The 23,986-nt window shown below is 46.8% G+C and carries 26 protein-coding genes; 15 read left to right on the top strand and 11 right to left on the bottom strand.

The window, feature by feature from the left end:
• Positions 1-84 precede the first annotated feature (84 nt).
• Both L4C36_RS14850 and L4C36_RS14845 read left to right on the top strand, forming a co-directional pair.
• Entirely contained in the window at positions 85-984 is a 900-nt protein-coding gene (locus L4C36_RS14850; RefSeq protein WP_428478582.1) for a phosphotransferase, read from the top strand.
• A 120-nt stretch (positions 985-1,104) separates the two neighbouring features.
• Positions 1,105-1,785 carry a putative ATP-dependent zinc protease gene (locus L4C36_RS14845; RefSeq protein WP_428478581.1) on the top strand — a complete coding sequence of 227 codons (681 nt, stop codon included), beginning with the start codon at positions 1,105-1,107 and terminating at the stop codon, positions 1,783-1,785.
• Between the two features lie 95 nt (positions 1,786-1,880).
• Here the strand turns inward: L4C36_RS14845 and L4C36_RS14840 are convergent, their stop codons facing one another.
• The gene (locus L4C36_RS14840; RefSeq protein ID WP_428478580.1) at positions 1,881-2,708 is read right to left on the bottom strand and encodes a DUF2797 domain-containing protein; all 828 of its coding nucleotides are present in this window, start codon (positions 2,706-2,708) and stop codon (positions 1,881-1,883) included.
• A gap of 303 nt (positions 2,709-3,011) precedes the next feature.
• Between L4C36_RS14840 and L4C36_RS14835 the strand changes: the two genes are divergently transcribed.
• The 3 genes from L4C36_RS14835 to L4C36_RS14825 all read left to right on the top strand — a co-directional run bounded on the left by L4C36_RS14835 (position 3,012) and on the right by L4C36_RS14825 (position 5,186).
• Entirely contained in the window at positions 3,012-3,461 is a 450-nt protein-coding gene (locus L4C36_RS14835; RefSeq protein ID WP_428478579.1) for a c-type cytochrome, read from the top strand.
• Positions 3,462-3,838: 377 nt separating this feature from the next.
• The gene (locus tag L4C36_RS14830) at positions 3,839-4,360 is read left to right on the top strand and encodes a GNAT family N-acetyltransferase (protein WP_428478578.1); all 522 of its coding nucleotides are present in this window, start codon (positions 3,839-3,841) and stop codon (positions 4,358-4,360) included.
• 310 nt (positions 4,361-4,670) lie between these two features.
• Entirely contained in the window at positions 4,671-5,186 is a 516-nt protein-coding gene (locus L4C36_RS14825) for a P-loop NTPase family protein (RefSeq protein ID WP_428478577.1), read from the top strand.
• Between the two features lie 383 nt (positions 5,187-5,569).
• Here L4C36_RS14825 and L4C36_RS14820 read toward each other — a convergent pair whose 3' ends face one another.
• Positions 5,570-6,046, bottom strand: coding sequence for a peroxiredoxin (locus L4C36_RS14820; protein ID WP_428478576.1), 477 nt, complete (start codon positions 6,044-6,046; stop codon positions 5,570-5,572).
• Positions 6,047-6,332: 286 nt separating this feature from the next.
• Here L4C36_RS14820 and L4C36_RS14815 point away from each other — a divergent pair, with 286 nt between their 5' ends.
• Positions 6,333-6,581 carry a hypothetical protein gene (locus L4C36_RS14815; RefSeq protein WP_428478596.1) on the top strand — a complete coding sequence of 83 codons (249 nt, stop codon included), beginning with the start codon at positions 6,333-6,335 and terminating at the stop codon, positions 6,579-6,581.
• A gap of 88 nt (positions 6,582-6,669) precedes the next feature.
• The gene (locus tag L4C36_RS14810) at positions 6,670-6,990 is read left to right on the top strand and encodes a hypothetical protein (protein ID WP_428478575.1); all 321 of its coding nucleotides are present in this window, start codon (positions 6,670-6,672) and stop codon (positions 6,988-6,990) included.
• A gap of 223 nt (positions 6,991-7,213) precedes the next feature.
• Here the strand turns inward: L4C36_RS14810 and L4C36_RS14805 are convergent, their stop codons facing one another.
• The 3 genes from L4C36_RS14805 to L4C36_RS14795 form a co-directional block, all read right to left on the bottom strand.
• Positions 7,214-7,876 (bottom strand): cytochrome b/b6 domain-containing protein, encoded by a 663-nt coding sequence (locus L4C36_RS14805; protein WP_428478574.1) that lies wholly within the window; start codon positions 7,874-7,876, stop codon positions 7,214-7,216.
• A gap of 195 nt (positions 7,877-8,071) precedes the next feature.
• A complete protein-coding gene (locus L4C36_RS14800; RefSeq protein WP_428478595.1) occupies positions 8,072-10,435 on the bottom strand; it encodes a fatty acid cis/trans isomerase in 2,364 nt (787 codons plus the stop codon).
• 148 nt (positions 10,436-10,583) lie between these two features.
• Entirely contained in the window at positions 10,584-11,036 is a 453-nt protein-coding gene (locus L4C36_RS14795) for a DUF3069 domain-containing protein (protein ID WP_428478573.1), read from the bottom strand.
• A 283-nt stretch (positions 11,037-11,319) separates the two neighbouring features.
• Here L4C36_RS14795 and L4C36_RS14790 point away from each other — a divergent pair, with 283 nt between their 5' ends.
• From L4C36_RS14790 to L4C36_RS14770, 5 genes are all read left to right on the top strand, one after another.
• Positions 11,320-12,267, top strand: coding sequence for a GGDEF domain-containing response regulator (locus L4C36_RS14790; RefSeq protein ID WP_428478572.1), 948 nt, complete (start codon positions 11,320-11,322; stop codon positions 12,265-12,267).
• Between the two features lie 384 nt (positions 12,268-12,651).
• Positions 12,652-13,320, top strand: a complete 669-nt coding sequence (locus L4C36_RS14785; RefSeq protein ID WP_428478571.1) for a YceH family protein — start codon at positions 12,652-12,654, stop codon at positions 13,318-13,320.
• A gap of 81 nt (positions 13,321-13,401) precedes the next feature.
• Positions 13,402-13,716 (top strand): GIY-YIG nuclease family protein, encoded by a 315-nt coding sequence (locus L4C36_RS14780; protein WP_428478570.1) that lies wholly within the window; start codon positions 13,402-13,404, stop codon positions 13,714-13,716.
• A gap of 200 nt (positions 13,717-13,916) precedes the next feature.
• A complete protein-coding gene (locus tag L4C36_RS14775) occupies positions 13,917-14,456 on the top strand; it encodes a YaeQ family protein (RefSeq protein ID WP_428478569.1) in 540 nt (179 codons plus the stop codon).
• A gap of 158 nt (positions 14,457-14,614) precedes the next feature.
• Positions 14,615-15,283: a YdcF family protein gene (locus L4C36_RS14770; RefSeq protein WP_428478568.1), complete on the top strand. Its 669-nt coding sequence runs from the start codon at positions 14,615-14,617 to the stop codon at positions 15,281-15,283.
• A gap of 159 nt (positions 15,284-15,442) precedes the next feature.
• Here L4C36_RS14770 and L4C36_RS14765 read toward each other — a convergent pair whose 3' ends face one another.
• Positions 15,443-16,006: a PhnA domain-containing protein gene (locus L4C36_RS14765; RefSeq protein ID WP_428478567.1), complete on the bottom strand. Its 564-nt coding sequence runs from the start codon at positions 16,004-16,006 to the stop codon at positions 15,443-15,445.
• 245 nt (positions 16,007-16,251) lie between these two features.
• Here L4C36_RS14765 and L4C36_RS14760 point away from each other — a divergent pair, with 245 nt between their 5' ends.
• Both L4C36_RS14760 and L4C36_RS14755 read left to right on the top strand, forming a co-directional pair.
• A complete protein-coding gene (locus L4C36_RS14760; protein WP_428478566.1) occupies positions 16,252-16,731 on the top strand; it encodes a hypothetical protein in 480 nt (159 codons plus the stop codon).
• A gap of 185 nt (positions 16,732-16,916) precedes the next feature.
• A complete protein-coding gene (locus L4C36_RS14755) occupies positions 16,917-18,140 on the top strand; it encodes a S1 family peptidase (RefSeq protein ID WP_428478565.1) in 1,224 nt (407 codons plus the stop codon).
• 177 nt (positions 18,141-18,317) lie between these two features.
• On the opposite strand, the gene L4C36_RS14750 is transcribed toward L4C36_RS14755, so the two are convergent.
• Together L4C36_RS14750 and codB are read right to left on the bottom strand one after the other, a co-directional pair.
• Positions 18,318-19,604: a cytosine deaminase gene (locus tag L4C36_RS14750; protein WP_428478564.1), complete on the bottom strand. Its 1,287-nt coding sequence runs from the start codon at positions 19,602-19,604 to the stop codon at positions 18,318-18,320.
• Between the two features lie 13 nt (positions 19,605-19,617).
• Positions 19,618-20,877: a cytosine permease gene (gene codB, locus L4C36_RS14745; RefSeq protein WP_428478563.1), complete on the bottom strand. Its 1,260-nt coding sequence runs from the start codon at positions 20,875-20,877 to the stop codon at positions 19,618-19,620.
• An 812-nt stretch (positions 20,878-21,689) separates the two neighbouring features.
• Here codB and L4C36_RS14740 point away from each other — a divergent pair.
• A complete protein-coding gene (locus L4C36_RS14740; RefSeq protein ID WP_428478562.1) occupies positions 21,690-22,361 on the top strand; it encodes a response regulator transcription factor in 672 nt (223 codons plus the stop codon).
• Positions 22,362-22,403: 42 nt separating this feature from the next.
• On the opposite strand, the gene L4C36_RS14735 is transcribed toward L4C36_RS14740, so the two are convergent.
• The 3 genes from L4C36_RS14735 to L4C36_RS14725 all read right to left on the bottom strand — a co-directional run bounded on the left by L4C36_RS14735 (position 22,404) and on the right by L4C36_RS14725 (position 23,889).
• Positions 22,404-22,667 (bottom strand): Lpp/OprI family alanine-zipper lipoprotein, encoded by a 264-nt coding sequence (locus L4C36_RS14735; protein ID WP_047875312.1) that lies wholly within the window; start codon positions 22,665-22,667, stop codon positions 22,404-22,406.
• Between the two features lie 173 nt (positions 22,668-22,840).
• Positions 22,841-23,431, bottom strand: coding sequence for an SCO family protein (locus L4C36_RS14730; protein ID WP_428478561.1), 591 nt, complete (start codon positions 23,429-23,431; stop codon positions 22,841-22,843).
• Positions 23,428-23,889 (bottom strand): hypothetical protein, encoded by a 462-nt coding sequence (locus tag L4C36_RS14725; protein WP_428478560.1) that lies wholly within the window; start codon positions 23,887-23,889, stop codon positions 23,428-23,430. The genes L4C36_RS14730 and L4C36_RS14725 overlap by 4 nt, the downstream gene beginning before the upstream one ends.
• Positions 23,890-23,986 lie beyond the last annotated feature (97 nt).

The raw sequence follows: 23,986 nt of genomic DNA, 5'->3' as shown, positions 1-23,986 counted from the left end.
GTGCCTCTGAATAACTCGTGTTAATTCATGTGTTTAAGGTTTATTCCTTGGGGGAATTAAAGGTGTGAAAGATAAGGAGTGCTGGTGAATAAGCAACAGCTAAAAAATATCGCTGAATTTGCCTATAAGACGATGTTCCGGCAAGCTCCAGATCTAAGTGACATTCAAGAAACCTTTTATGGGTGGGTTGTCTTTTTGGGCTCGAATAAGGGCCGTGTGGTGGTGAAGTTTTCTCGGGAAATAGGGCGTCTGGCAAAAGAAGTTGAAGGGCTAGAGCGTCTTCGTCGCGTTTTACCTTGTCCGGTGCCGAAAGTGCTCTTTTTTGGTCGCGAAGAAGGTTACAACTATTTGATGATGGATTGGCTCGATGGCGTGTCAGCCCATAATTTACCTCAGGATCAACAAGCGATCACTGCATTTCGTGAGAGTTATTTGGATCTCTTACTGGCACTGCATGATCAAAAAGCGGCACCCGGCTTTGAGATTGGTCGTGAAAAGTATGCACGCGATTTACCCCGCGCGTTTGAAAGCTGGATGGGCCCGGTATTTCGCTATGTGATGAGCAGCGGCTCAGCCTTCTCACAACCGTTGAAAGACGCGTACAGTCAAGCATGGGAGATGAAAGACAATATCTTATCTACCGCATCGCCTGAATCGTCTTTAGTGCATGATGATTGCCACGTCGGCAATGTGCTGTTTGATCCGAAAACGTATCAAGTGTCCGCGATTCTTGATCCTTGTGATGTGGGCTATAAGCATCGGGAAATGGATCTTTTCCACCTGTTTGATGTGCGCTCAGACCTGCAACTGGCGGAATGTTACCAAGCGCATCACCGGCTTGATGACGGTTTTGAGATGCGACGTTGGTTCTTTAGTGTTTGGGATGACGCTAAGCATAGCCGAAATATGGGTTGGTATGACGAAGCATGGCTACAGAACAAATTTGACCACTTTCATCAGGCGTTAAACCACCAAGGCCTTTGATGGTATCTACAATTACACATAACGATCACATATAAAAAAATGCGCTGGCACTGGTGCATTTTTTTATAGGCAATATTTACTATCATTAAACCAAGACGTTACGGTTTAGGGATGAAAACAATGAAACGAAGTATTGCGTGTGGAATATTGGTGCTGTTAGCGGGCTGTGCACAGCAGACCTCACAACGAACGCCATCCCCCTCAGAAGTAGAACAAGAAACGGCGGGCACCCCTGTGGGTGGCATTGACGAAGCTACACCGATGTCACCATCCGTCACGCCACTGCCTAAGCCAGAAGTGACTTTGCCGACAGAGCCCGTCCCTCTGCCTGTGGTGGTTCAGCCAACGGTTAAAACCCCTGTTACCCCTAAGCCGCAGCCTAAACCGGTGCCACTTCCTGTCGTGACCAAAAGCCAGGACGGTAAATATATTTTGGGGCGTGAGGAGTGGGTGTGGTTGCCTGGCGCAAAAACGCATGTAAAAGCCGCTGTTGATAAAGACAAGACCCTGTCGAGTATTGGGGTCACCAGTGTGAAAGCTTTTGAACGTGACGGCAAAGAGTGGGTCAAATTCAAAGCGGGTGATCAGCGGGTTGAATTACCGGTTGAGCGGTGGGTGAAACCGAAAAATGGCGGTAACCGTGAAGCGGTGGTGAAATTGCGCGCCAAGCTGGGGGAATTGAATGAGTTAACCGAATTTGTGCTGACGGCGGGTCAGGGCATTGTCTTGGGGATTAACTTCATCCGTGATGTGGCCACCGTGGACAGTCAGCGCACGTTTGTGCAGCCCAAAACCAAGTAGTCGCCCTGTGCGGTAAAGCGGCTCCAGCAAAAGCACGAAAAACGGCGGCGAGGGGAATGACCACTCGCCGCCGTTTTTTTCTCATTAAACGACGATTATGGCGTTTCTAGCGTCACTTCGTAGCTTGAGAATTTGCGCACATTGATCACACCGGTATCGAAAATCAAATACTGGCCTTTAATGCCGAGCAAAATGCCTTCAACCACCGGATCTTTATCGAAGTTGTGTGAGGCGATTTTGGTTGGGTACTGCTGCACCGGATAGTGGATATCCACAATATCGTTATCTAATCGCTCAATCGCTTCATCACCAAACTCACTCAGTAGTTCCGTCATACGCGCTTCAATGGCGGGTAGTAAGCGTGCCGCTTCTGCTTTCAGATCGATATTGGCATTGTCGCCTTTCAGCATGGCGCGCCAGTTGGTTTTATCTGCCACCAGTTCAGCCAATGCGATTTCGGTTAAGCCGGACAGGTAGCGAGATTTCACTTTTAGGATCGCAAGCGCTTGTGTTGCCCCTTGGTCGATCCAACGTGTTGGCAGTTGCGTGTGACGCGTAATGCCTACTTTCAAGCCTGAGGTGTTCGACAGGTACACATAGTGCGGCACCATGCAGTGTGTTTCGCCCCATTCAGGCTCGCGACACGTGCCTTTTGCGTAATGGCAGGTTTCTGGCTTCATGATACACATGTCACAGCGTGCGAGTTTTTTCATACACGGGAAGCAGTGGCCTTGTGAATAGCTTTTCTTGGTTTTTTTCCCGCACGCATCACAGAAGATATTGCCGGTAAAGGTCAGTTTCAGGGGGTGACCAATGTGCGGATTGAGGGGAACACGATGATCGCCAATCGGTAATTGATACTCCACCACATCCTCAAGGAGGGAATGCATTTTACTTAACGTTCCTTGCATGACTTTGCTCATTATTGTGTGTTTTGTTAGATCATACCAGCCTCGCTGCGGTTGTGCTGCAAGAATCCGAGAATGGGCAATCAGATGCGGTGAAACTATCCCAATTCGTACAGTGAAAAGCGGCTTATCGCATGATGAGGGATGTGTAACGAACAGGTTGTGTAAATGTTTGTAATCTGCGAGTGAACATTATTTACAATGATGAGTAACTTGATATCATTTTGGCGAAATACCCATCAATGCTGAGTGGTTACTTGGTCAGCCACCCTCAGCGAATAATGCCTTCAAGGTGAAAAAGAATAGGGAAGTGAGTCAATGAAGAAAGTCATCGTAATAGCAGGAATGCTGTTTGCTGCCGGCGCTATCGCCAGTCCGTTTGAGAAGCCAAACGAAGCGATTGAATACCGTCAGGCGGCATTTAGTATGATTGCCACCAACTTTGGTGATATGGCAAACATGGTAAAAGGACGTAAAGACTGGGATCAGGCACAGTTTAGCCAGCGCGCACAGTTTATTGCCCAGTTGGCACAAATGCCGGAAGAAGCGTTTCAATTTAAAGGTGCAGAAGCGGGCGATACCACCAAAGCCAAGCCGGCCATTTGGTCTGATTGGTCAGGCTTTAATACCAAGCTGACGAAGTTCCAAAGTGACATGAACAACCTAGCGAAAGTCTCGATGGAAGGAGATGAACGCGCCACCAAGAAAGCCTTTGGTGTGGCGGCGAAGAACTGCAAATCTTGCCACAGTGATTATAAATATAAGTAATCATTGCATGGCGTCAAATGCGCAGAGCAGTGACTCATTACAGAAGCCGACGTGATTGTCGGCTTTTTCACGTCTGAAGGCCTTCGCGTTTCATAGAGTGATAGATTACGCAGATGCGGAAAATATAGCGTGTGATGTGTAGAATAATTCTACAATTCATCTTTCTTGATTTTCATTAGTCGATTAATATCAATGTGTTAATGCTAATGTTGATATGTGCCAACAGAGAAGTGCGGAGCGGTAACGTAGAACCATTCCGCAAATAAAGCCAACAAGTTACTAAAAGGTCAATGGACTTACTCCGTTCTACTGGACATGCATTGACGATCTAAGGCGATCATCATGCCAACCTATCAAAGTCAGGTGAAGGGGAGTCTATGTCATTCGTTATGTGCAAACAGGAGAAAGTGGAGAGTATGGAAGTGTCATTGAGAGCGATGAATTCAGATTCATTCTCAGAGTATTTGAAAATGGTCATCCCTTCCTATGCGAGTGACAATGTGAAAGCTGGTTGGTGGGATCAATCGGAGGCATTGGAACGTTCAAAAATGGCTTACACGCGTCTTTTGCCTGACGGTTTAAATAGTGAGGGTAACTACCTATTTAATATTATTGAAAATACGACCAGTAACAATGTGGGTTATATTTGGGTAAAAATAGAAACTCATATTCATACGAAATCTGCATTTATATATGATATAGGGATTTACGAGGGTTATCGTCGGGAAGGTTATGCTAAATCAGCCCTCAGTTGTATTGAAATAGTTGCTGCTGACCTTGGTGCAACAAGCTTGGGGCTCCACGTTTTTAATCATAATTCATCGGCTAAGTCACTATATTCAAGCGTTGGCTATCGGGTAGTAAGCCACAATATGCAAAAAGATATAGGCGTAAAGTAAAGCATATAGCAAATGACGATTCGTCAACGCTTTCGATTGAGGGGGGGGGCGCCAATTGCTTACAAGCCCAAGATCAGGAACGTTGTTAATAATGAGAGGTTCACTTTTGTTGGATCAGAACAATTGACAATTGACCGTATTTATATGACAGTGGTTGTATGAAATTTAATCCATTGCAACTTAATAAACGAATTATCATCATTTCTTAGAAATGGTGGGATTTTGATAGACTTTGGATAAATCGACCCCACCCTAGAAGGTGGGTTTTCTTTTTCTACCTTTTGGGAATTAACCTCTGAAAGGGATTTAAATGAAAAAGGTAGCCGTTTTTGGAAAGCCGGGTAGCGGGAAATCTACAGTAAGCAAATCATTAGCCTTAGCAAGCGGTTTACCGCTTCATCAACTAGATTCACTCGTTTACAAATCAAACGGTGAGTTTATAGCTCGAGAAGAATTTGATGCTGCACACAGTGATATTCTGCGTTCAGAATCTTGGGTCATTGATGGCCTTGGACCCATCAGTGCTTTTAACGAGCGATTGGCGGCGGCAGACACTCTCGTTTACATCGATCTGCCATACTCGGTCAGTTACTGGTTTGTGACCAAGCGCCTTTTGAAAGGCCTCTTTGTAAAGCCAGAGGGTTGGCCTGATGGAAGTTCAATATTAAAAGGGACAGTGAATAGCTACAAGACACTCAAGTTGTGTCCTAAGTTCTGGAACGATGACTTCACCGCTACGCTAATTGAATACTCGAGTAACAAAGAAGTCTACATAATTAAAACAGTTTCTGAGTTGAATGACTTTGTTTTAGCGCACGCTAAATAACGACGATGGCGTCAATAGCGAATTTTTGGCGATGTTTTTATCCCATATGACGCCATCTCGAAGCATCGGATGCAGGATCACAACCATCTTCCTGCCACACGCCTCCATCCTGATGAGTGCGGGTGGTAAGGTTTGCAAACGTTACAAGAACCTTAGAACACTCCCTGAGTTTTACGTTGTAAAGACTGTTTTGTGGGTCAAGACGTTGCCTGCCTTATCTTGCCATAGATTGAAAGTGATAGTGTGGTCTACGAGGTTTTATCTAACCAGACTCACCAAGTGTGGCAGCGTCTGAATGAGGGGGCGTCCATCTCATTCGTTATGTCTATCCATCGGAAAAGGGTTCAGAATAGATCATTCTGAACCGCTGTGATTCTTAAATATTACTTTATAGCAGCTAAAATAGTCTCGGCTTTGCTCGCTTCAAATTGTTGAGGCTCCTCGACATTTAACTGTGTCACCACACCATTTTCGATAACCATTGCATATCGCTGTGAACGAACGCCACCGAATGTAGCCGTATCCATTTCGAGTCCCAACGCTTTAGTAAAGCTCGCATCACCATCGCCGAGCATCATAATTTCCGTGGCATTTTGTGCCTCTCCCCACGCTTGCATGACGAAAGCATCGTTAACGGAAACACACGCAATGATATCGATACCTGTTGCTTTAATTTCGTCAGCGAGTACAACGTAACCAGGTAAATGAGCCTCTGAACAGGTTGGTGTAAATGCTCCTGGGACGGCGAAAAGCACCACTCGCTTGTTTGCAAAAAGCTCATCGGTGTTGTGGGTTACCATTCCTTCCTCGCCTAATTCGCTGAGGGTTGTGGCTGGTATTGTTTGGCCTTTCTGGATCATGTCTGGATTCCTTATTTAATTTGCCTTGAACAGTGTAGCGGTCAAAGCAAGCAGGAACCACCTACAGAAAATAAGGATTAAGGGCGTTGCACACCCTCATAAGTTTAGCCAACTTTGTACCTGCCGCGTCCCCCCTGCAATAAATTGACAGAGATCGCCATAGCGCAGTGATCCGGTCGAGAATATTCATAAATAGCGTCAATGACAGCGGGAGTTTAGACGAAAAGTCTGGATACTGATTAAAGTAAATCCCTCGTTTATCCAGGAGGCTGAAATGGCCGGTGCAATGACAGAAATGGCAATCTCCAGCTACCTCGGTTGGTTGTTAGTATTGCTCGCTTCATATCCATTCATTCTTGTCGGTATCAGTATGTATTTCTACGATGAAGAGCGGAAGCAAGCATTACGCTGGGTGAACGGCGTCAGTCTGGCGCTTGTTATCTTTTTACTCTATATGCACATGCAGACGGAAATCATTTTCGGAAAGGAGCTGCTCGAAGCTTGGTATCAAGACCATCCAGAAGACAGGCCTTAAGGGAAGTTTGATAAATCCCTCACACTATTCAACACTACCACTTGGTTAGGCGTTGGCATGATTAAACGATTGCAATCAGGAACATACGATGTATAAGTTAACGTTTAAACCAAGCGTTATAGCCGCCTCATTATTATGCCTCATCGGCTTTGCTTATGCTGGCGAGTTAGATCCTTCAACCTATGAGGGGAAGCGCTATGATGTGGTTAAAAGTGAATATTTGGTCAAAGGTTGGCAGGTTCTGTCTGAACAAGGCCGTGAAGTGCCTGTTTATCAAGGCTACCCAGAAATCACATGTGGTTCAGGCACAATGGCTATTTGCTCGGTTGGCTTTCAAAATGATAAGCATGCCGTCGCGTTTATTGTGGAGAAGTTAGGTGATCACATCATCGTTTCAGGGGAATATTAGCCCATGACATTCATGTAGCGGTTTTAGGATCCCAGACACATCTCAGATTGTAAGGTTATCGTTTATTCATGCTTAAGGTGAAAAGGACTTAGCATGAAAAGAGTATCAGCACGCTATTATTGGCAGCAAGGTCACCATCAACAGTATGTTGGGCCATACCAGCAGTATGGCGGCGGCTGATTAATTTGTCAGGCCTGATGGAATTGCATTGACGTCGTTGTGATCAAAATAAATACGCCACCACCTCTTTTGCCCAGTAGGTGTAAATCACATACCCGATCACCAAGAAAATGCCCCAGCCGATAATGCCGTTACGTAATTGTGGGGCAGGGAGGCCTTGTGACGGTTTTTTGCCATGAAGCATTGGGGTAATCAGGTTGTCTTTTTTAAGTAGATAGATGAGCACCGCAGCGACATGTAAGCCAATCGCCCCTAACAACACATCGAAGTTCAGTGCGTGAATACCGGTCATCAAACTGCTGGTGGCCCCGCTGACCATATAGGCGAGTGGGCCTTCTGAAATAATGTCGTCATTGGCAAAAAGTCCCGTTACCAATTGCGAGAGCAATAACAACATGAAGAACAGCACCATGTAGGCCCCCGCTGGGTTATGGCCGTGCTGGGTGGCGTTGTCTGGGCGCTGAAAATAGGCGAATACGGCGCGAGGAGGGCGAACGAATTGTTGAAACTGTGCGGTATCGCTACCAAATACGCCCCAGATGAGGCGGGTAAGTAACAACGCCATAAGGAAATAGGCGATAGAGAAATGCCAGTCCATCAAGCCTTCCGTGCCGGTATACCATAGCCCTAATACCGACAACGCTTGTAGCCAATGGTATCCGCGAATGAATCCATCCCAAATAGGTAACGTGGTGGATGTTGCCATGATGCTCTCCCTGCGACATTGTGCTGCCCAGTGACTTTATATAGCCAGTTGGCGACTGGCAATTATTTTACTCATAAGTGACACATTGGCAGTATCTCATTTTCATTGATTTACATTTCACACTTGTTTTGATGGGTACTGATAAAAGAAAAGGGCCGATAATGGCCCTTTGTATGATGATGAAACCCCGCTGGATCAGCGGTTTTCAATCCGGTTATAGTCTAACAAGCCCGCTTCAATGGGGTGATTACGGTGATTGATGTCGTTCAGTTTGTCACTGAATGGCCAGAAGTCGGTGGCAGTACGTCGAACGCCAAAGGTATCCAGTAGCGCGCGATAATCTTGCTCACTCTTCACATGTTTCACCTGAACGGCCAATAGCGGCAACTGTGCTTCTTTTACGCGCCAAAATGCCCCGGGGTAGCTGCCAATTAAGCTGCGTACCAGTGTGATATCATCTTTTGCATACACACGGTTCGACTCTTCATCAAATAAGCTCGAAATGTTTTTGTGTGCACTGTTACGCACCAACGTAAATAACTGAGGCTCCATTGTGGCGTCGGTTGGTTCAACCATAATGAAGGTCAGCTCTGGGAATAAATGCGTATGCATGCCGTGTAGGCGATCGATATCCGCTAAAGCGGTGATCGCATTGGCCGACAGTGGCGCTTCACGGAAGTCATAACGGTGCGGTGTGACAGGGGCCAGTTTGGCTTTCAGGCGGTCAAGCAATTCACGCTTTGGATCCGCAGTGGTGTACTTCACGCCAGTCGGCTGATCGAACGCATTCACGTCGCCCTGCAAGAAATCACTGAGCTGCTGATTCGCGCCCTGATACCATTCGGCTAATTCCTGCCGACGCACATTGGTCGGTAGCAGTGACAGGAAGTTTGACTCCCCTTCCATGCGCAGGAAGTCCATATACATACGGGTGATCAACTGATGACCAAAGTTACCATACACATCAAAACCGGCCACGAGCAGGTAGTGAATGCGTTCAAGCAACGAGTAATCAATGACCCACGCGGTTTTCGGTTGTGCGCCGACCAACCCTTTAGTGACGGTGGCACTGTCAAAATGGCGAAATACCGTCAGGCTGGCGTGGGGGTTAACGCCATTACCATCCCAAATCAAATCCGTCGTCAGGTGTTCGCCATGTTTGAAGGTGTCGTCCAAAAAGTCATTTTTTGCACGTAAGAAGCGACCTTGCTGTTTGGCGTAGTTGATCCAATTATGGATCGGCAGGGTGTTACTTTCTTTTTCTGCAGGCAAACGCAAATTGTGGGCTTGGGTTTGATAAAACGCATCCACACTGGGGGTATCCGACATGGCTGGATCGACAAAGAATACCCAGAAGCGGTCATTAATAACATTTAACGCCAATTGACCACGACACACTGGCCCTTTGATAAAGCCCATGATGGTGTTTTGCGCGTTGTCGATCAGGAAACGGTAACGGCTGTTGACGGGCAGTTGGCGGAATGCTTCCATTGGATTAGCCGCCAGTTCAGGCGCATAGCTCGGTAACGCAGACACGGTATAAGTCGGCGCAAAAAAGAGATCGTGATAACGTGCCATTTTGGCTGCACTCAGTGCATAGGGCATATGCGTTTTATCGACGATGGTTTCACGCACTTGCTGGAAGCGGTAATACACGCGTTTTACACCGGGATCGTCAAACGGACGGCGGGTTGCGATCACCTCTATCGGTGTGCCGGGTGCGGTACGCGAACGCACTAAATTGAAGTAAACCGGCTTGGCTTGATCGGAAAAATACAGATGTGAGACAAACAAATGCTCGTAAATGTAACGGCTGACCAGTTGTTGTTTTACGCTGTCGCCATTGAGGAAAGCTTCCCATTTGTCCACGTCGGTTAGTGTGGCGGCGTCTGGCGCCGGTACGCTGGCCATGGGTGCACCGGCTGTCAGCCAGTTCATCAGTGTGGTGTTTTCAGCATCACTGATTTGTGGCAGGCCATAAGGCATGCCCCATTTCGGGTAACTTTGCTCATACTGCGCCATTTCTTCAATGGTCGGACACTGTTGGTCACGGTCGAGCGAAAAGTCCCACTGTTCATGATCGAGCACGGTTTGCTCTGGCAGCGGGTGCGATTGTTTTAATTGCAGCAAACGCGCCATCACACCCGCTTGGGTATTGGCTTCTGGGGATTGTTCACGTTCATTCAAGACGGCATTAAAGCCTTTTTCACGCCATTGGGCGGTGTTTTGCGCATCAATAAACATGCGGGTGGTGTTCGCTGCCAATAAGCGGGTGCCTTCATACACTTTGGTTTTATTTGAGCCGCGATCAATGCCTTCGGCGGAAGACAGCTTAAGCTGGCATGGTGCATCGTAACAAGCGTGGCAGACGACACAGCGGTTTTCCAAAATGGGTTTAACCTCTGTGAGGTAGTGGCTGGCCAGCGGTGTTGCTGCGGGGGCGATACGGTCTTGTGGTACCGCTTTACCATAACGTTGGTCGATATTCAAACCGGCATACACGGCGCATCCGGAAAAAACGAGCGTGAGCAAGACAAGGAAGAAACGTTTACGGTGTATAAAAAATCGATGCATGAAAAGGCTTTCTGTAACAAAGTGATGATGGAGAAAAGTATATACCCTGAAATATTGGCGCGTCAGGAAAGGGAGGCGGAGGTGTGGTTTTGCTTTTCGATAAAAAACAGGGAGCGCATGCTCCCTGTGGGTATTACTTCTTGAAGATTTCCTGGAACTCACGCTTCATCGGTGGGTTCTGACGGGCTTTCTTCAATTGCTTACACATGTCTTTCACACAGTTGTGTAGTACTTTGTCTAGCATGACTGCTTTGTAGTCAGTAAACTCTTCGTCAGACATGTCAGAAGGTTTTTCTGATTCTTGCATTTCACTTAGGAAATCGACACCTGAGTAGCTCTGGCTAAGTGCGATTAGTGCATGGAACTGTGCGAAGTTATCAAGCACGTTCTGCGCACTAGCCGGAAGTAGGTTCCATGCTTCATGGGAAGTTGGCTCAGAAGCTTTGTACACGTTGATTAGCATGTCCTGTAGCTCGACAGGGACTTCTTCATATTTGATCACTTGGATAAGCTCAGGCGAGCAATCATCCAGTGTATATGTTACTTCTTCAACGATTTGCTCTTCTTGGTTTTTGATATCAGACATCGCTAATTCCTACAGCATGAATTGTTTAGGGTGGGAATCCTAAAGCCCTTTAAATAAATGTCAACAGTAACCGTACGTTGTATGCGTGACAAGCTTAGGCGTTGAACAGACGGGTACTATAACTCGCATGTTAACGAATAATAGTCATGTAATGAGCAAACCTGTTAGCTTTATCACGTTAAAGGGGAGAGTTGATTGAAATTGATGAACAAAACTGGGTTCTTATCATACTTGTGCTATAAATACCCTATGGGAATGGCTAATATATCAATAGGATACCTACATGGAAGCGATGCGGATTTTACTGGTTGACGATGTCCACTTAGAACGCATGCAGTTAGCGATGCGTCTGCAGCGTTTAGGGCATACGGTTGAAGCAGTATCGTCGGGCAAGGAAGCGATCGACCGATACGCCTCTTTTGACCCTGATCTTTTATTGTTAGACATCAGTATGCCAGAGATGTCGGGCACCGAAACGGCAGAAAAAATTCGCCAGATCTATCCGGAATGGGTACCGATTATTTTCCTCAGTGGGCATGACGAACCGGAGATGATTGCGACGGCGATTGACATGGGCGGTGATGATTATCTGGTCAAGCCTGTGAATAAGATTGTGCTCGCGGCTAAACTGAAAGCCATGCAGCGTATTGCCGATATGCGTCATCAACTCAAAGATGCCTCCAATAAATTGGAAACGGCCAACGAAAAATTATCCCAACAAGTGAATGAAGATGGCTTGACCCGTATCGCCAATCGCCGATATTTGGATGCGAAGTTCAGCGAATTTATCTCTTGGCATGGACGAAATAATTTCCCGTTTACCGTGATCATGATAGATGTCGACCATTTTAAAACCTTCAATGATCACTATGGCCATTTAGAAGGGGATCGCTGTTTGCAACAAGTGGCGAAAGAGCTGCAAATTCAATTCAGTCGAGCCGGGGAGTTAGTGGCACGGTACGGCGGTGAAGAGTTCGTGGTGTTGCTGAGCAATTGCGATAAAACCCGCGCTGTGCGTGAATGTGAACGATTGAAAGATGCGATACGCCAATTGGATATCCCTCATTCACAGTCTCTAACGGCGGATATTGTCACCGTCAGCCAAGGCATGGTGTCATGGGTGCCAACCGGGCTTGAGACGGCTGAAAATATGTATGAAATTGTCGACAAGGTACTCTATAAAGCCAAAGCGCAAGGGCGCAACCGTTTTGTGGCAGCAGAATTTACGTAGGCAATAAGGCAAAAAACAGAATAAGTGGGCTGGTATTCGCTGGTCCATTGACTCTCTCCCCATATACCACCACACCGCTTTCTACGTCACCCCCCTTCCTCATGCCGTGATCTTAGGCATAAAACACGGTAATTCATTGTAATTTTTTTGATCTGGGTAACAAAAAAATTTTACTTCAGTGTCATTTGCTGATTTTACAACCAAATAACCCACTTTGTGCTTGTTGTTACCCCCGACCATGCTAATCTCCCAGCGAGCCAGTGCGAATTCCACTGAACATATCTTGGTATAGACCCATGCCGCCTTTGTGGGCTTGGGGTGAGTAAAAGATGCAGGTTTATCCAGTTGAATTCGTATTGTATGAAAGAAGGGTGAGTGAAGATCATGGATATTAGCTTTTCACAAATTGAAGCGCGCGTGATGGGTTGTCTGCTTGAGAAAGAGGTGACAACCCCGGATCAATACCCGTTAACGTTGAATGCATTAACAACCGCATGTAACCAGAAGAGCAGTCGAGAGCCAGTGATGGCGCTGGATGAAGCGACGGTATTGGATACGGTTGAAGCATTGAAAGCGAAACGCTTTATTCAAGAGGTGACGGCAGGCTTCGGTAGTCGTGTCGCCAAATATCAACACCGTTTCTGTAATACAGAGTTCAGTACGTTCCAGTTCTCTCCACAAGAAAAAGCAGCACTTTGTGTCATGCTGCTACGTGGTGCGCAGACGGCAGGTGAGATCCGCACACGAACCAATCGCCTTTGCACGTTTCATGATGTGAAAGAAGCGGAAACGGTGATGGATCACTTAGCTGACCACCCCAAAGGGCCTTTCTTGGTGAAATTGCCGAAAGAGCCAACGAAGCGTGATTGCCGCTATATGCACCTTTTCTGTGGCGATGTGGATGTAGACGCGTTTCAGGTGGCATCCGTCAGTGCAGTCCCTGTGGCATCATCAGCCAACCTTGAGCGCATTGAGGCGCTAGAGCATGAAGTGGCTGAGTTGAAAGAAGACATGGCGGAGCTAAAAGCGTTATTGGATTCATTAACGTCATAGCATGCATCAATAATCATGAATCATTGAGCCCAGCATTTGCTGGGTTTTTTTATGTTGGGCTTGAATGTGCGGAGAAGGGTCATGACAGAACAAAAAGCGGTTGGGAAGATTTCCCCGCCATGGTCGGTCTATTTAATTAGAACCGCGGCTAATCAGCTCTATTGTGGGGTGACAACCGATGTGACACGACGTTTCCTTGAGCACCAGTCTAAATCTCAGGGCGCCAAGTTTCTTAAAGGCAAAGGCCCGTTGACCTTGGCGTGGTCACAGGCAATTGGTGATAAACGTGTGGCGATGCAAGTGGAATACCGTATCAAACAGCTGCCTAAAAAGAAAAAAGAACAGCTGGTGGCAGGGGACTATTCCGTTGCAGAATGGATCGAGGGCCAGGCGTAATCCCCCGAATTGAATGTTGCCTGTGTAGCTGATAACCGTGTGATTGTTGGTAATTCAATCAATTTGTTGTGGCGCGGATAGAAATATCAGACAGAGTACGAATAAGAATTTGAATGCGGAATAGCTAGGACTTACACTCGAGCATCCTATTTCCCCCATGGGTGGGGAGATGCATCAGCAAACGAGCAGGAAAGAACATCATGGCAATTAAAGCCACCATTTATAAAGCGCAATTCAACGTTGCTGATTTAGATCGCCACGTATACCTTGACCAATCCCATACGTTGGCTTGTCACCCGTCAGAAACGCTGCAACGTTTGATGCTTCGCTTGGTGATGTGGGGACTGAATGCCGATGAAGATCTGCAATTCACGAAAGGGTTGGGTGAAGCTGATGAGCCAGCACTGTGGACGAAAAGCCTGACCGATGAGATTGATCTGTGGATTGACCTAGGCCAGCCTGATGAAAAGCGCATCAAAAAAGCGGCACACAAAGCCAAGAAAGTGATCATCGCGACCTATGGCGATAATGCGGCGGCGATTTGGTGGAAGCAAAACAAGAGCAAAGTGACGCAGTTCGGTAACGTGTCTGTGGTGTTCTTTGATGATGAAACCTTAGCGACTCTTGAAACGATGGTTGAGCGTACCATGCAGCTGCAGTTGACCATTGAAGGTGAGCAAGGCTGGTTGAGTGCGGGTGATAAAAGCTGCACATTGACCCCGGAATGGTGGCACCGCTAAGCCTTCTAGACAGGCCTTGGCGTGAAAATGCGATAAGATCACGAGGGTGTCATTGAAAAGTCATTATTCGTGGTCAATCTAGGGTATATTCCTACTATGTATGGCGGCTTAGGCTGCCATTGAATTCTTGTGAATATACGCAAACAGGGAGTATTGCCATGTCTTCCCACATTCATACCTTAGCCACTAAAGTATGGGACTACCACTTACTCAACCACACAATTACCCCCAGTGATTGTCTCTTTGTGCTGTGCAGCAATGACATTCGTGTCGCCGAACATGCTGCAAAACTCTATCTAGAGGGTTATGCGCCGTATATCGTGATGTCGGGTGGTGCAGGCGTATTAACGGCAGGGCTGTTTGAACGCTCAGAAGCCGAAGCCTTTGCTGCCATTGCGATCGACATGGGCGTGCCTGAAGACGCCATCCTCATTGAGCCGCATTCCACCAATACCGGTGAAAATATTCAATTTACCCAAGCCTTGCTAGCGATGAAGGGGGTAGACCCGCAGCGATTCATCTTGGTTCAAAAGCCTTTTATGGAGCGCAGAACCTACGCCACGTTTATGCAGCTATGGCCGGGTAAAGACGTGACCGTCAGTTCCCCACCGATCCGTTTTGATAATTACCCCAATGAACTCTTGTCGTATAGCGATGTGATCAATGTGATGCTGGGAGATTTGCAGCGGATCAAAGTGTATCCGTCTTATGGGTTTGCGATTGAGCAGGCAATCCCCGAGGATGTTTGGCAGGCATTTGAAGCACTGGTCGCATTAGGTTTTCACGAGCATTTGTTGCTGGATGAGCCAATCAGAAAGACCGGTTGATGTAGACAGACTGCTGTTGCAAAATCAGCTTGGTGTTTATGAAGAGATGTTGATGCGACGATAAGAGGTTGTCGCGAAGCGAACGGATTGACGCTAAGTGGAAGTGAAGCGAAAACGATTGAAAAGGTTGGGTAGCCCATGAGGCTACCCAAGTGCACCTTATTTCTTACGGCAGTATTCTGCAATAATAAACATGGTCTGACCTTCTACTTTACCCTGAACGTGTTTAGGGTCGTTAGTCAGGTTGATACCGCGTACCGCAGTACCTTGTTTGATCACCATGCTAGAGCCTTTAACTGGCAGATCTTTGATGATAGTCACGTCGTCGCCTTTTTTCAGTTCAACACCGTTAACATCACGTGGCTTGTCTTCGTCAGCCAATAGGCCTTTTTCAGCCCACTCAACTTTGTCTTCTTCCATGTACATCATATCAAGCAGATCTTGTGCCCATGTTTCAGAAGAAAGACGCTTAAGCATACGGTAAGCCATGACTTGTACAGCAGGCTCTTGGCTCCACATGCTGTCGTTTAGGCAACGCCAATGGTTTTGATCCAGCGTATCAGCATCTTCGATTTCAGTACGGCAAGTACCACAAACCATCACACAGCTACCGGCTGTTTTGTCTGGAGATGCCGGTACTTCATAGACACTTAGGTTATCTTCAGATGCACATAGTTCACATTTTGCGCCTGAACGCTGCTTAACGATTGATTCAATACTCATAGGATTAGTCCGTAGAAGTGTAATGGTGAATTTACCATACAGGTAACTGTTCTGTTTATATTATGCCACCAAATCCTCAGAAGGGAAGGAATCCAGATCAAGATCACAATATTCAACACTGCACTGTATGAAATTTACACGAAAATGCAGATGTACAATATCTGCATAGTAAAAGGTCGTATTCAGTTATTTTAACGCTAAAATAACCGTCTTCTGTGGGAATTGATGAAATGTTAAGGATAATAATGAAAAAGGCGATAATTTTACTGTCGGCACTGGCGATTTTAGGCTGTGAAGATGAAGACGTAAAAGCGACGATAGAAGGCAATACCCGTGTTTTTGCTGTCGATGGACTCAAACTTGAAATAGGCAATTTAACGGAATATTACTCACTGGAAGAGGCGAAGGATTTAATTATTATTCCGAATAACCTGCCAGAAGGGGATTATGCGGGGCTCAGTAACCTCGGTATTAAAGAAGAAAAGCAATGTGGCTATATTGATGCCAGCGAAAGAACCTGCTTTTTATCGGGCGACAGCAGCACGTGCTTGCCAAATACCGTAAAAATGCTTGGTGTTGAAATTTATACCATTGATATGGAAAATATTGATGAAGCGGCACAGTTAGGCTTTTATCCAACCATTGCGTCTCATTTGGGGGGGAAATATGTGGATTTTGATATTACCACCAGTCACTGTCCGATCACGGGTAACGAAGTGAATTAAAGGGGCAGCCATATTGCTTCAGCAGTCCTGAACAATAGTGTGATCTCAAACACGGAATGGTTGCGAAGGTGCTATATTCGGTGTTAATGACGCCGCGTTCACTCGCATAAATAGGTTATATGCCTTTTCATCGTTTTGTGCACTGATACCCTCCCAAAAACAAATGGATTTTGGAGTATTCAGGCATGAAAAAGGCTTTTCTGGCATTGGCAACCGCGATGTGCTTCTCGTCGATGGCGGCAAACGCATCAAATATCACCCCGTATGTGGTCGGTGGTGATCCCGTTACTGATATCGGTACCCAAAGCTGGATGGCTTCATTGCGTGTGGTACCGATGGATAATGCCCATAATTGTGGGGCGTCGGTTATTGCTGAAAACTGGCTAGTGACTGCCGCCCACTGTGTGGTTACCGCGAATTCCTCGGGTAAATACTTCGTTATCCAACCTCATCATCTGAATGTGGCCGTTGGCTCCGCGACGCTGAGCTTACCGTCAGTTAGCAATTTGTATTCGGTTTCTCATGTGGTAGTGCATCCTGACTATGCCCCGGATGGTGAGTTTGAGAAAGACTACAACGGGGAAATTACGGTCAAAAGAACCGGGCTGTACAGCGATATTGCGCTACTGCGCGTTCACCGTGCGTTTCCGGCCGACAGTGTGACACCGATTACCTTGGCGACCTCTGAGGTAGCAGATGAAATTGACGCACGTTTATCCGCAGAATGGAATGCCGCTAACCGAGTGAAAAACACGTCCGTCTCCGGGTGGGGCGCGGTGGATGTCGGCGCCACTGAAATACCGAATCGATTGCAAACGGCCGAGTTAACGCACCTTCCCATTGCGGATTGCTTCGAGTTGATTGAGAAGGGCAATACCGTTCATGGCATTATCGAAAGTCCGTTTGATGTCACCAAAATTTGTAGCATGTCACCAGAAATTCGCGATGATATTGTTATCGTTGAACCGGATCCTGAAACCGACGAAGACGGCAACCCGGTTGAGACTGATCCGATCTATACCGGTGATTACGGTGCAGACTCTTGTAAAGGGGATAGCGGTGGCCCATTGCGTGCGCAAGATGCCAATGGCAATTGGGTTCAAATTGGTATCGTGAGTGGTGGCGTTGTGGGTACGCCGATTTGTGGTTCAGTCTCTCGCCCGTCATTCTATACCCGTGTCGGTACATACAATGCGTGGGTACAAAAGACAATTGCAAATGTCCCAAGCAGTCCGATAACGGAGCCGAACTTTATCGCAGATGATAAATCGGAACAGTGTAATCCAAACTCTGACGGTGTCAGCCATACAAATTGTGACATGATCCAGAATTCAGGATCGGGTGGTGGCATTGGTGCAGGTTTACTTTCATTGTTGGCGCTTGGTTGGCTACGCCGCAAAACGAAATAAGAATCAGATGAGAGTGGATTGACGCTTCGGTCAGGAATGGCTTAATGCTTGAGATGCAGATATAGGCCTCGTGACGGCACATATAAAAAATGCCACCTGTTAACAGGTGGCATTTTTGTTTGTCACGAAAGCTTGTGGCTTACGAAAACCGGATTAACTGATTCATCTATTAACTGATTAACGACGGAACGTTACCGCTTCGGCGTCGTTACCCAAATGGATCTGGGTGGTTGCAGGTTGCGTTTCAGCGATCACTTTACCGTGACGGATAGAGTAGCGCACAGGCACCTGACGGCGAACCGCATCAAAGCCATTTTCTGCCGGTAGAATGATCAGGTTGCCTGGCTTGCCAGCATCAATGCCGTAGCGGTCTTGAATATTCAGGGTGCGTGCTGATTTCGTGCTGATCAAATCTAAACCATTGTTGATTTGGTCGTAGCCCATGATCTGACACACATGCAGGCCCATATGCAGCACTTGAAGCATGTTGGCCGTGCCGAGTGGGTACCATGGGTCAAAGACATCATCATGGCCGAAACACACGTTAATGTCGGCGGCCAGCATCTCTTTCACGCGTGTGATACCACGACGCTTCGGGTAATCATCGAAACGGCCTTGCAGGTGAATGTTCACCAGCGGGTTGGCCACAAAGCTGATCCCTGACATTTTCAACAGACGGAACAGGCGAGAGGCATAAGCGCCATTGTACGAGTGCATCGCTGTGGTGTGGCTCGCTGTGACTTTGTCGCCCATGTTGTATTTGTGTGCCAGTGCGGCAACGGTTTCAACAAAACGCGACTGTTCGTCATCGATTTCATCACAGTGCACATCAATCAAACGGTCGTATTTACGCGCAAGTTCAAACGCGTAATGCAGTGACTCTACGCCGTATTCACGGGTGAATTCAAAGTGCGGAATCGCACCGATCACATCTGCGCCAAGCTTAACGGCTTCTTCCAGCAGTTCTTTACCGTTCGGGTAAGACAAGATCCCCTCTTGTGGGAAGGCCACAATTTGGATGTCTACCCATTGCTTCATCTCTTCTTTCACTTCAAGCATGGCTTTCAGTGCAATCAGCGTGGGGTCAGAGACATCAACGTGGGTACGTACATGCTGCACACCGTTAGCAATTTGCCACTTTAGTGTTTGCTTGGCGCGCTGCTTCACATCCTCAATAGAGAGCATGGATTTACGCTCAGCCCAGCGTTCGATGCCTTCAAACAGCGTGCCTGAAATATTCCAGTTCGGCTCACCGGCTGTTTGGGTGGTATCCAGATGAATATGTGGCTCACAGAACGGCGCAGTGGCCATGCCGCCTTCGCCATCCAGTACATTGCCGTTGTGTGCTAATGCTTCATCCATGGTCGCAATAGTCTTGAAGATACCGTCTTCAATGAGGATTTGATGCAGGCCATCCTTGCCGCGCAGCGTGACATTTTGAATCAGAGTAGTTGAGGTTTGCATCGTTATTTATCCTTTATGCGTGAGTCGCACATGTTTTTTTCGTAGTTGTTTGAGCGGCTTTACGGTTTAACAGTGGGTCTAAAATCAGGAAGCTGATCGCGCCACCCAGTACGGCATTCACAGGAACAATGCCCGGCAGTAGGTGGCCAGCTGCCACACCAATGGCGACACCCATGATGGCGGCCCAGTTGACGGTTTTAAATTCAGCGTTAGCGAAATCTTTGTAACGATGACGGTTTTTCACGAAATCTGCAATGATGATACCGCCGATAGGTGGAATTGCCGCCGAAAGGAATGTTAACCAGCCGACAAAGTTATTGTAAAGCCAAACCGCACACAGGGTACCAATGACACCATTCATCATGGCGAGGTGTTTACTGGGTAAGCCGGTGATATTGGAAAACCCTAAGCCAGAGGCGTACAGCGCATTGTCGTTGGTCGTCCAAATATTCAGGCCAAGCACAATGATGGCCGGGATAAGCAAACCCTGCGCGATCATTACTTCTGAAATGTCTGATTGGCCCGTTACCGCGGCACCCGCTGCACCAAAGATAAACATCAGGGAGTTACCGAGGAAGAAAGCAATCATGGTCACCATGACGGCGCTCATTGGCTTTTTACCAAAGCGAACAAAATCAGCAGTGAGTGTGCCAGCGGAAATGAAAGAGCCAACGACAAGGGCGAGTGCAGTAGAGAAGTCGAGCGGTTGTTCTGGGGTCAGGGCTTGGAGGTTTTCAATGCCCCCGATGTTGTTAACGGCTTCAAAGACGGAGAAACCACCCAGCAGGGCAATGGCTGGAACGGCAATGGCTGACAAAATCATCAGAGCGGCAATGCCAAAGTAAACGGTGACGGTCATTAAAAGACCGGAAACAAGAATAAGAACAGTGGTGTCAATGCCAGTAGCTTTATGCACCGGGATGGCAAACATCGCAACCCCAACACCGAACCAACCCACTTGTGTGCCGCCTAACAGCAGAGAGGGTAACCAGGAGCCTTTGGCGCCAAAAGAGAATCGAGCAAGAAGATGAGTAGAAAGGCCAGAAGAGGCGCCGATGTATCCAAGAAAAGAAGTATAGATACCGAGAATGAGGTTACCAATAAGAACAGCGAGGAAGAAATCATCATAGGAGAGACCGGTTCCCAATGTCCCCCCTGTCCACATACTGGCGGAAAAGAAGGTTAACCCCAACATCACCATGGTAAGGGAAATCACACCTTTTCGTGCCGATTGTGGCACAGGCCCCAAACTGTAGTTGTTATCACCAGCCATTGTATACCTCTTACGTTATAAGTATCTGTCCTGTTATGCCTACCGAGTAGGTAAACGGCGCGTATTCTATTTTAATGGATTTAGATGTCAATCATGATTTTAATGCCGAATGCGATTTTTATTGTGTTTTTGTGGTTTATTTCAATTTAAACAATGGTTTGTGATTTGTGTTTTTATTTTGATATCGCAAGTAAACGTTTATATGGCGTGATTGTTCGATGTGGTTTTGTGCGTTTATGCACTACTGGTTATGCAAGTGTGTTTATGTGCCAAAAGTGGCAGTTATGATTTTTTGTTTGTGAGGGGTAACGTTTGCTTTTTGTCTTTGTGATGATAAATCAATATTTTTGCACGTCAGTACGCGATAAGAGTGAGTTTTGTGTATGAAGTGATGGTTAGGGGTTGTAAATCAATCTAGTTGGTTGTTTTCATGTGTTTACATCGGTGCATTTGGTTGTTTTATGTGCGTGTGAAACGATGGCGTAAATGAACCAAAAAGGAAAGCGATCAGAGGGAGTCAGTGGTTGTTGCGTTGTGGATAACTTTGTTATCCACAGAAGCTGTGAGTAACTCTGTGGGAAATGCCTGAAGCCTAATACCCGTGCCGCTTTTGCTAAAGTCAAGACTTATGAGTTACAAAAGTAATGTAAATTCAAGGATCTTGACGCAGGATAATTTACACATATAAAACGCGATACGGTTAAAAGTTGGCGAGAAATTTGCCATAGAGGACGGATATTTTACTTGCTTGCGCGCCGTTTACCCTGAATAATCCACACTGTAATGATAATGATTTTTATTAGTGTGAACTTGTGTCAAAAATACTCGTAATTGATGATGATGTTGTATTATGCGAATTGCTTGAAGAAGTATTAAGCGAAGAAGGGCATGACGTACATTATGCACATTGTGGTGAGTCGGGCTTAGCGTATTTACATGCGCATGCTGTTGATCTCGTCTTATTGGATGTCATGTTGCCAAAGGCAGATGGCATGGAAGTCGCACGTCAGATTTGCGCATGTTTTGCCACGCCTATTATCATGTTGACGGCATTGAATGATGAAGCCACGCTGTTGAATGGTTTGCAGGCGGGAGCGGATCATTTTATGCCCAAGCCATTTCGCGTGCCTGAACTGCTGGCTCGCATGACGGCCATGATGCGACGAGTGGGCTTAGAACGTCAACGCAGCAGCGCCGGGTATTCTGCGTCAGTGGTGATCGATCAATTGCTGAAGCTACCGCTTACCGGTACTGAGTGTGAACTATTGGAATACTTGGTGAAGAATAACGGCATCGTTATTTCAAAAGCGGAATTGCAAAAAGTCGTCTTAAAGAAAGATTTAAGTCCATTTGATCGTAACTTGGATATGCATATCAGCAACATTCGCCGAAAAATGACCCAATCAGGCTTATCGAAGCAGCATATAAAGACGGTGCGGGGAAAGGGATACAGTTTTCTTGAAACCGTTGGCCATTTGGCCTAAACGCAGAAAAAAAGAGTGGCGCATGAGCGCCACTTTTGTATTTTACTTTCTGTAAGAACTTGCAATGTTGTCAATACGCTGGTTAGCACGCATTGCTTCTTGGTAAGCTGCATCAGATGCTGCGCGAGCATCGTTAACAGCGCCTGCCATTTGATCTTGTTGACTTTGCAAAGCACCTACCTGATCAGAGAGCATATCGACTTTATTAGTGAGTTGCTGCATTTGATCGACTTCGTCTGAGCTAGAGCAACCAATCAGAGTCGCACTCAGAATAATACCTGTAAGGATAGATAATGAACGGTTCATTTTTCTTTCTTCTCCTTTATTTGCCACTACAAACCGAGTGTAAATAATCAATCGGCAGAGTTAGTATGGCAGACATGGCCCAAATTGCTGCTTAAACACCCATTTTTTAGCGTTTTTTTTCTCTCAAAGTTGAGAAAACCCGCCGTAGCGGGCCTGTTTTAGCGCCATCAATGTTAGCTTGCTGGGGCGTCCAGCACGGTATTTATTGCGTCCACTAAACGGTTCGGGTTCAGCGTATGTTGCACCTTTTGCAGTAACGTGCCGTCTGGTGCCAGGAAGTAAAAATACGAATTATGGTCAACGGCATATTCTAATGCGGAGTCTTTTAGCTCGGTTTTCATGTATAGCACGCCGTATTTTTCTGCCAGCGCTTGAGTTTGTTTTTGTGTGCCCGTCATGCCGATGATCGTTTTGTGGAAATACTGCGCGTATTCGGCGCTTTTCTCTGGCGTATCACGCGCAGGGTCAAGCGTGATAAAGATGGGCCACAAACGGTCAAGTTTCGCAGGTTCAATTTGTTGTAAAGCGGCAGACATGACCGCCAGCGATGTCGGGCAAACGTCTGGACAGTGTGTGTAACCGAAATAAATCACCCGAATGCGCGGATCGTCCGCCCGATAAAGATCAACCGCTTTATCCTTTGTCTCTAAAAGGCTGATCGGGTAGTCCGGTTCGAAATTCGCATTGTCGCGTTTATCCACCACTAAGCTTGCAAATAAGCCGGCACCTAACGCCAGTGCAAGAATTATCCATTGGTATTTCACTTTATCATCCTTATTGAAATAGAAAGCGACTGACGGTTATCTGTTGTACCGACAGGATGAATTTGGCCGAGCCACGTCATGTGTTTTGACGTACAAAAAGGCAGTGATAGCTCGCCGGAAAACGCCGCCTTCGGAGTCTGACGGGTTAATGGCAGACGATATACCCCCATCATCATTTCTCCCCCTTCCAAAGACAGCATCAACGCTGTGACATCATTAGGCAGCGCAGGCCAGTTTACCGTAACACGCGCTTTTTCCATCGGTCGAATAACGTCCCTGTCTAATGATATTGCCGCTCCTTGTTGATGACAAGGCGTCGTGGACAACGCACAGTGTGTTTGTGACACCGAGGAGGAGGACGAGCCGAGCATCGGCAACGGCGCATCATGAAAATAGATCATCAGGGAAACGGCGGTCAGACCGATAAGCAGCGCATATTTATGGAAGGTTAGGAGCATGGATAGGTTACCGACACATTAAACATGGCCGATCATACCATTGGCGGGGTGATGGGTAGAAAGAAGCTGTTCGTTTTGTGATGGAGAAAAAGAAAAG

This window comes from Photobacterium japonica, from assembly GCF_050337005.1.
GTDB classification, from domain to species: domain Bacteria; phylum Pseudomonadota; class Gammaproteobacteria; order Enterobacterales; family Vibrionaceae; genus Photobacterium; species Photobacterium japonica.
Note: the sequence above shows the minus strand (reverse complement) of the source record. Positions and strands in the feature narration are given on the sequence as shown.

What these genes read in the sequence shown, in the direction of transcription:
- L4C36_RS14845 (WP_428478581.1), top strand. Translation starts at nt 1,105, where the DNA reads ATGAAACGAAGTATTGCGTGTGGAATATTGGTGCTGTTAGCGGGCTGT.
- L4C36_RS14840 (WP_428478580.1), bottom strand. Translation starts at nt 2,708, where the DNA reads ATGAGCAAAGTCATGCAAGGAACGTTAAGTAAAATGCATTCCCTCCTT.
- L4C36_RS14835 (WP_428478579.1), top strand. Translation starts at nt 3,012, where the DNA reads ATGAAGAAAGTCATCGTAATAGCAGGAATGCTGTTTGCTGCCGGCGCT.
- L4C36_RS14830 (WP_428478578.1), top strand. Translation starts at nt 3,839, where the DNA reads ATGTCATTCGTTATGTGCAAACAGGAGAAAGTGGAGAGTATGGAAGTG.
- L4C36_RS14825 (WP_428478577.1), top strand. Translation starts at nt 4,671, where the DNA reads ATGAAAAAGGTAGCCGTTTTTGGAAAGCCGGGTAGCGGGAAATCTACA.
- L4C36_RS14820 (WP_428478576.1), bottom strand. Translation starts at nt 6,046, where the DNA reads ATGATCCAGAAAGGCCAAACAATACCAGCCACAACCCTCAGCGAATTA.
- L4C36_RS14815 (WP_428478596.1), top strand. Translation starts at nt 6,333, where the DNA reads ATGACAGAAATGGCAATCTCCAGCTACCTCGGTTGGTTGTTAGTATTG.
- L4C36_RS14810 (WP_428478575.1), top strand. Translation starts at nt 6,670, where the DNA reads ATGTATAAGTTAACGTTTAAACCAAGCGTTATAGCCGCCTCATTATTA.
- L4C36_RS14805 (WP_428478574.1), bottom strand. Translation starts at nt 7,876, where the DNA reads ATGGCAACATCCACCACGTTACCTATTTGGGATGGATTCATTCGCGGA.
- L4C36_RS14795 (WP_428478573.1), bottom strand. Translation starts at nt 11,036, where the DNA reads ATGTCTGATATCAAAAACCAAGAAGAGCAAATCGTTGAAGAAGTAACA.
- L4C36_RS14790 (WP_428478572.1), top strand. Translation starts at nt 11,320, where the DNA reads ATGGAAGCGATGCGGATTTTACTGGTTGACGATGTCCACTTAGAACGC.
- L4C36_RS14785 (WP_428478571.1), top strand. Translation starts at nt 12,652, where the DNA reads ATGGATATTAGCTTTTCACAAATTGAAGCGCGCGTGATGGGTTGTCTG.
- L4C36_RS14780 (WP_428478570.1), top strand. Translation starts at nt 13,402, where the DNA reads ATGACAGAACAAAAAGCGGTTGGGAAGATTTCCCCGCCATGGTCGGTC.
- L4C36_RS14775 (WP_428478569.1), top strand. Translation starts at nt 13,917, where the DNA reads ATGGCAATTAAAGCCACCATTTATAAAGCGCAATTCAACGTTGCTGAT.
- L4C36_RS14770 (WP_428478568.1), top strand. Translation starts at nt 14,615, where the DNA reads ATGTCTTCCCACATTCATACCTTAGCCACTAAAGTATGGGACTACCAC.
- L4C36_RS14765 (WP_428478567.1), bottom strand. Translation starts at nt 16,006, where the DNA reads ATGAGTATTGAATCAATCGTTAAGCAGCGTTCAGGCGCAAAATGTGAA.
- L4C36_RS14760 (WP_428478566.1), top strand. Translation starts at nt 16,252, where the DNA reads ATGAAAAAGGCGATAATTTTACTGTCGGCACTGGCGATTTTAGGCTGT.
- L4C36_RS14755 (WP_428478565.1), top strand. Translation starts at nt 16,917, where the DNA reads ATGAAAAAGGCTTTTCTGGCATTGGCAACCGCGATGTGCTTCTCGTCG.
- L4C36_RS14750 (WP_428478564.1), bottom strand. Translation starts at nt 19,604, where the DNA reads ATGCAAACCTCAACTACTCTGATTCAAAATGTCACGCTGCGCGGCAAG.
- codB (WP_428478563.1), bottom strand. Translation starts at nt 20,877, where the DNA reads ATGGCTGGTGATAACAACTACAGTTTGGGGCCTGTGCCACAATCGGCA.
- L4C36_RS14735 (WP_047875312.1), bottom strand. Translation starts at nt 22,667, where the DNA reads ATGAACCGTTCATTATCTATCCTTACAGGTATTATTCTGAGTGCGACT.
- L4C36_RS14725 (WP_428478560.1), bottom strand. Translation starts at nt 23,889, where the DNA reads ATGCTCCTAACCTTCCATAAATATGCGCTGCTTATCGGTCTGACCGCC.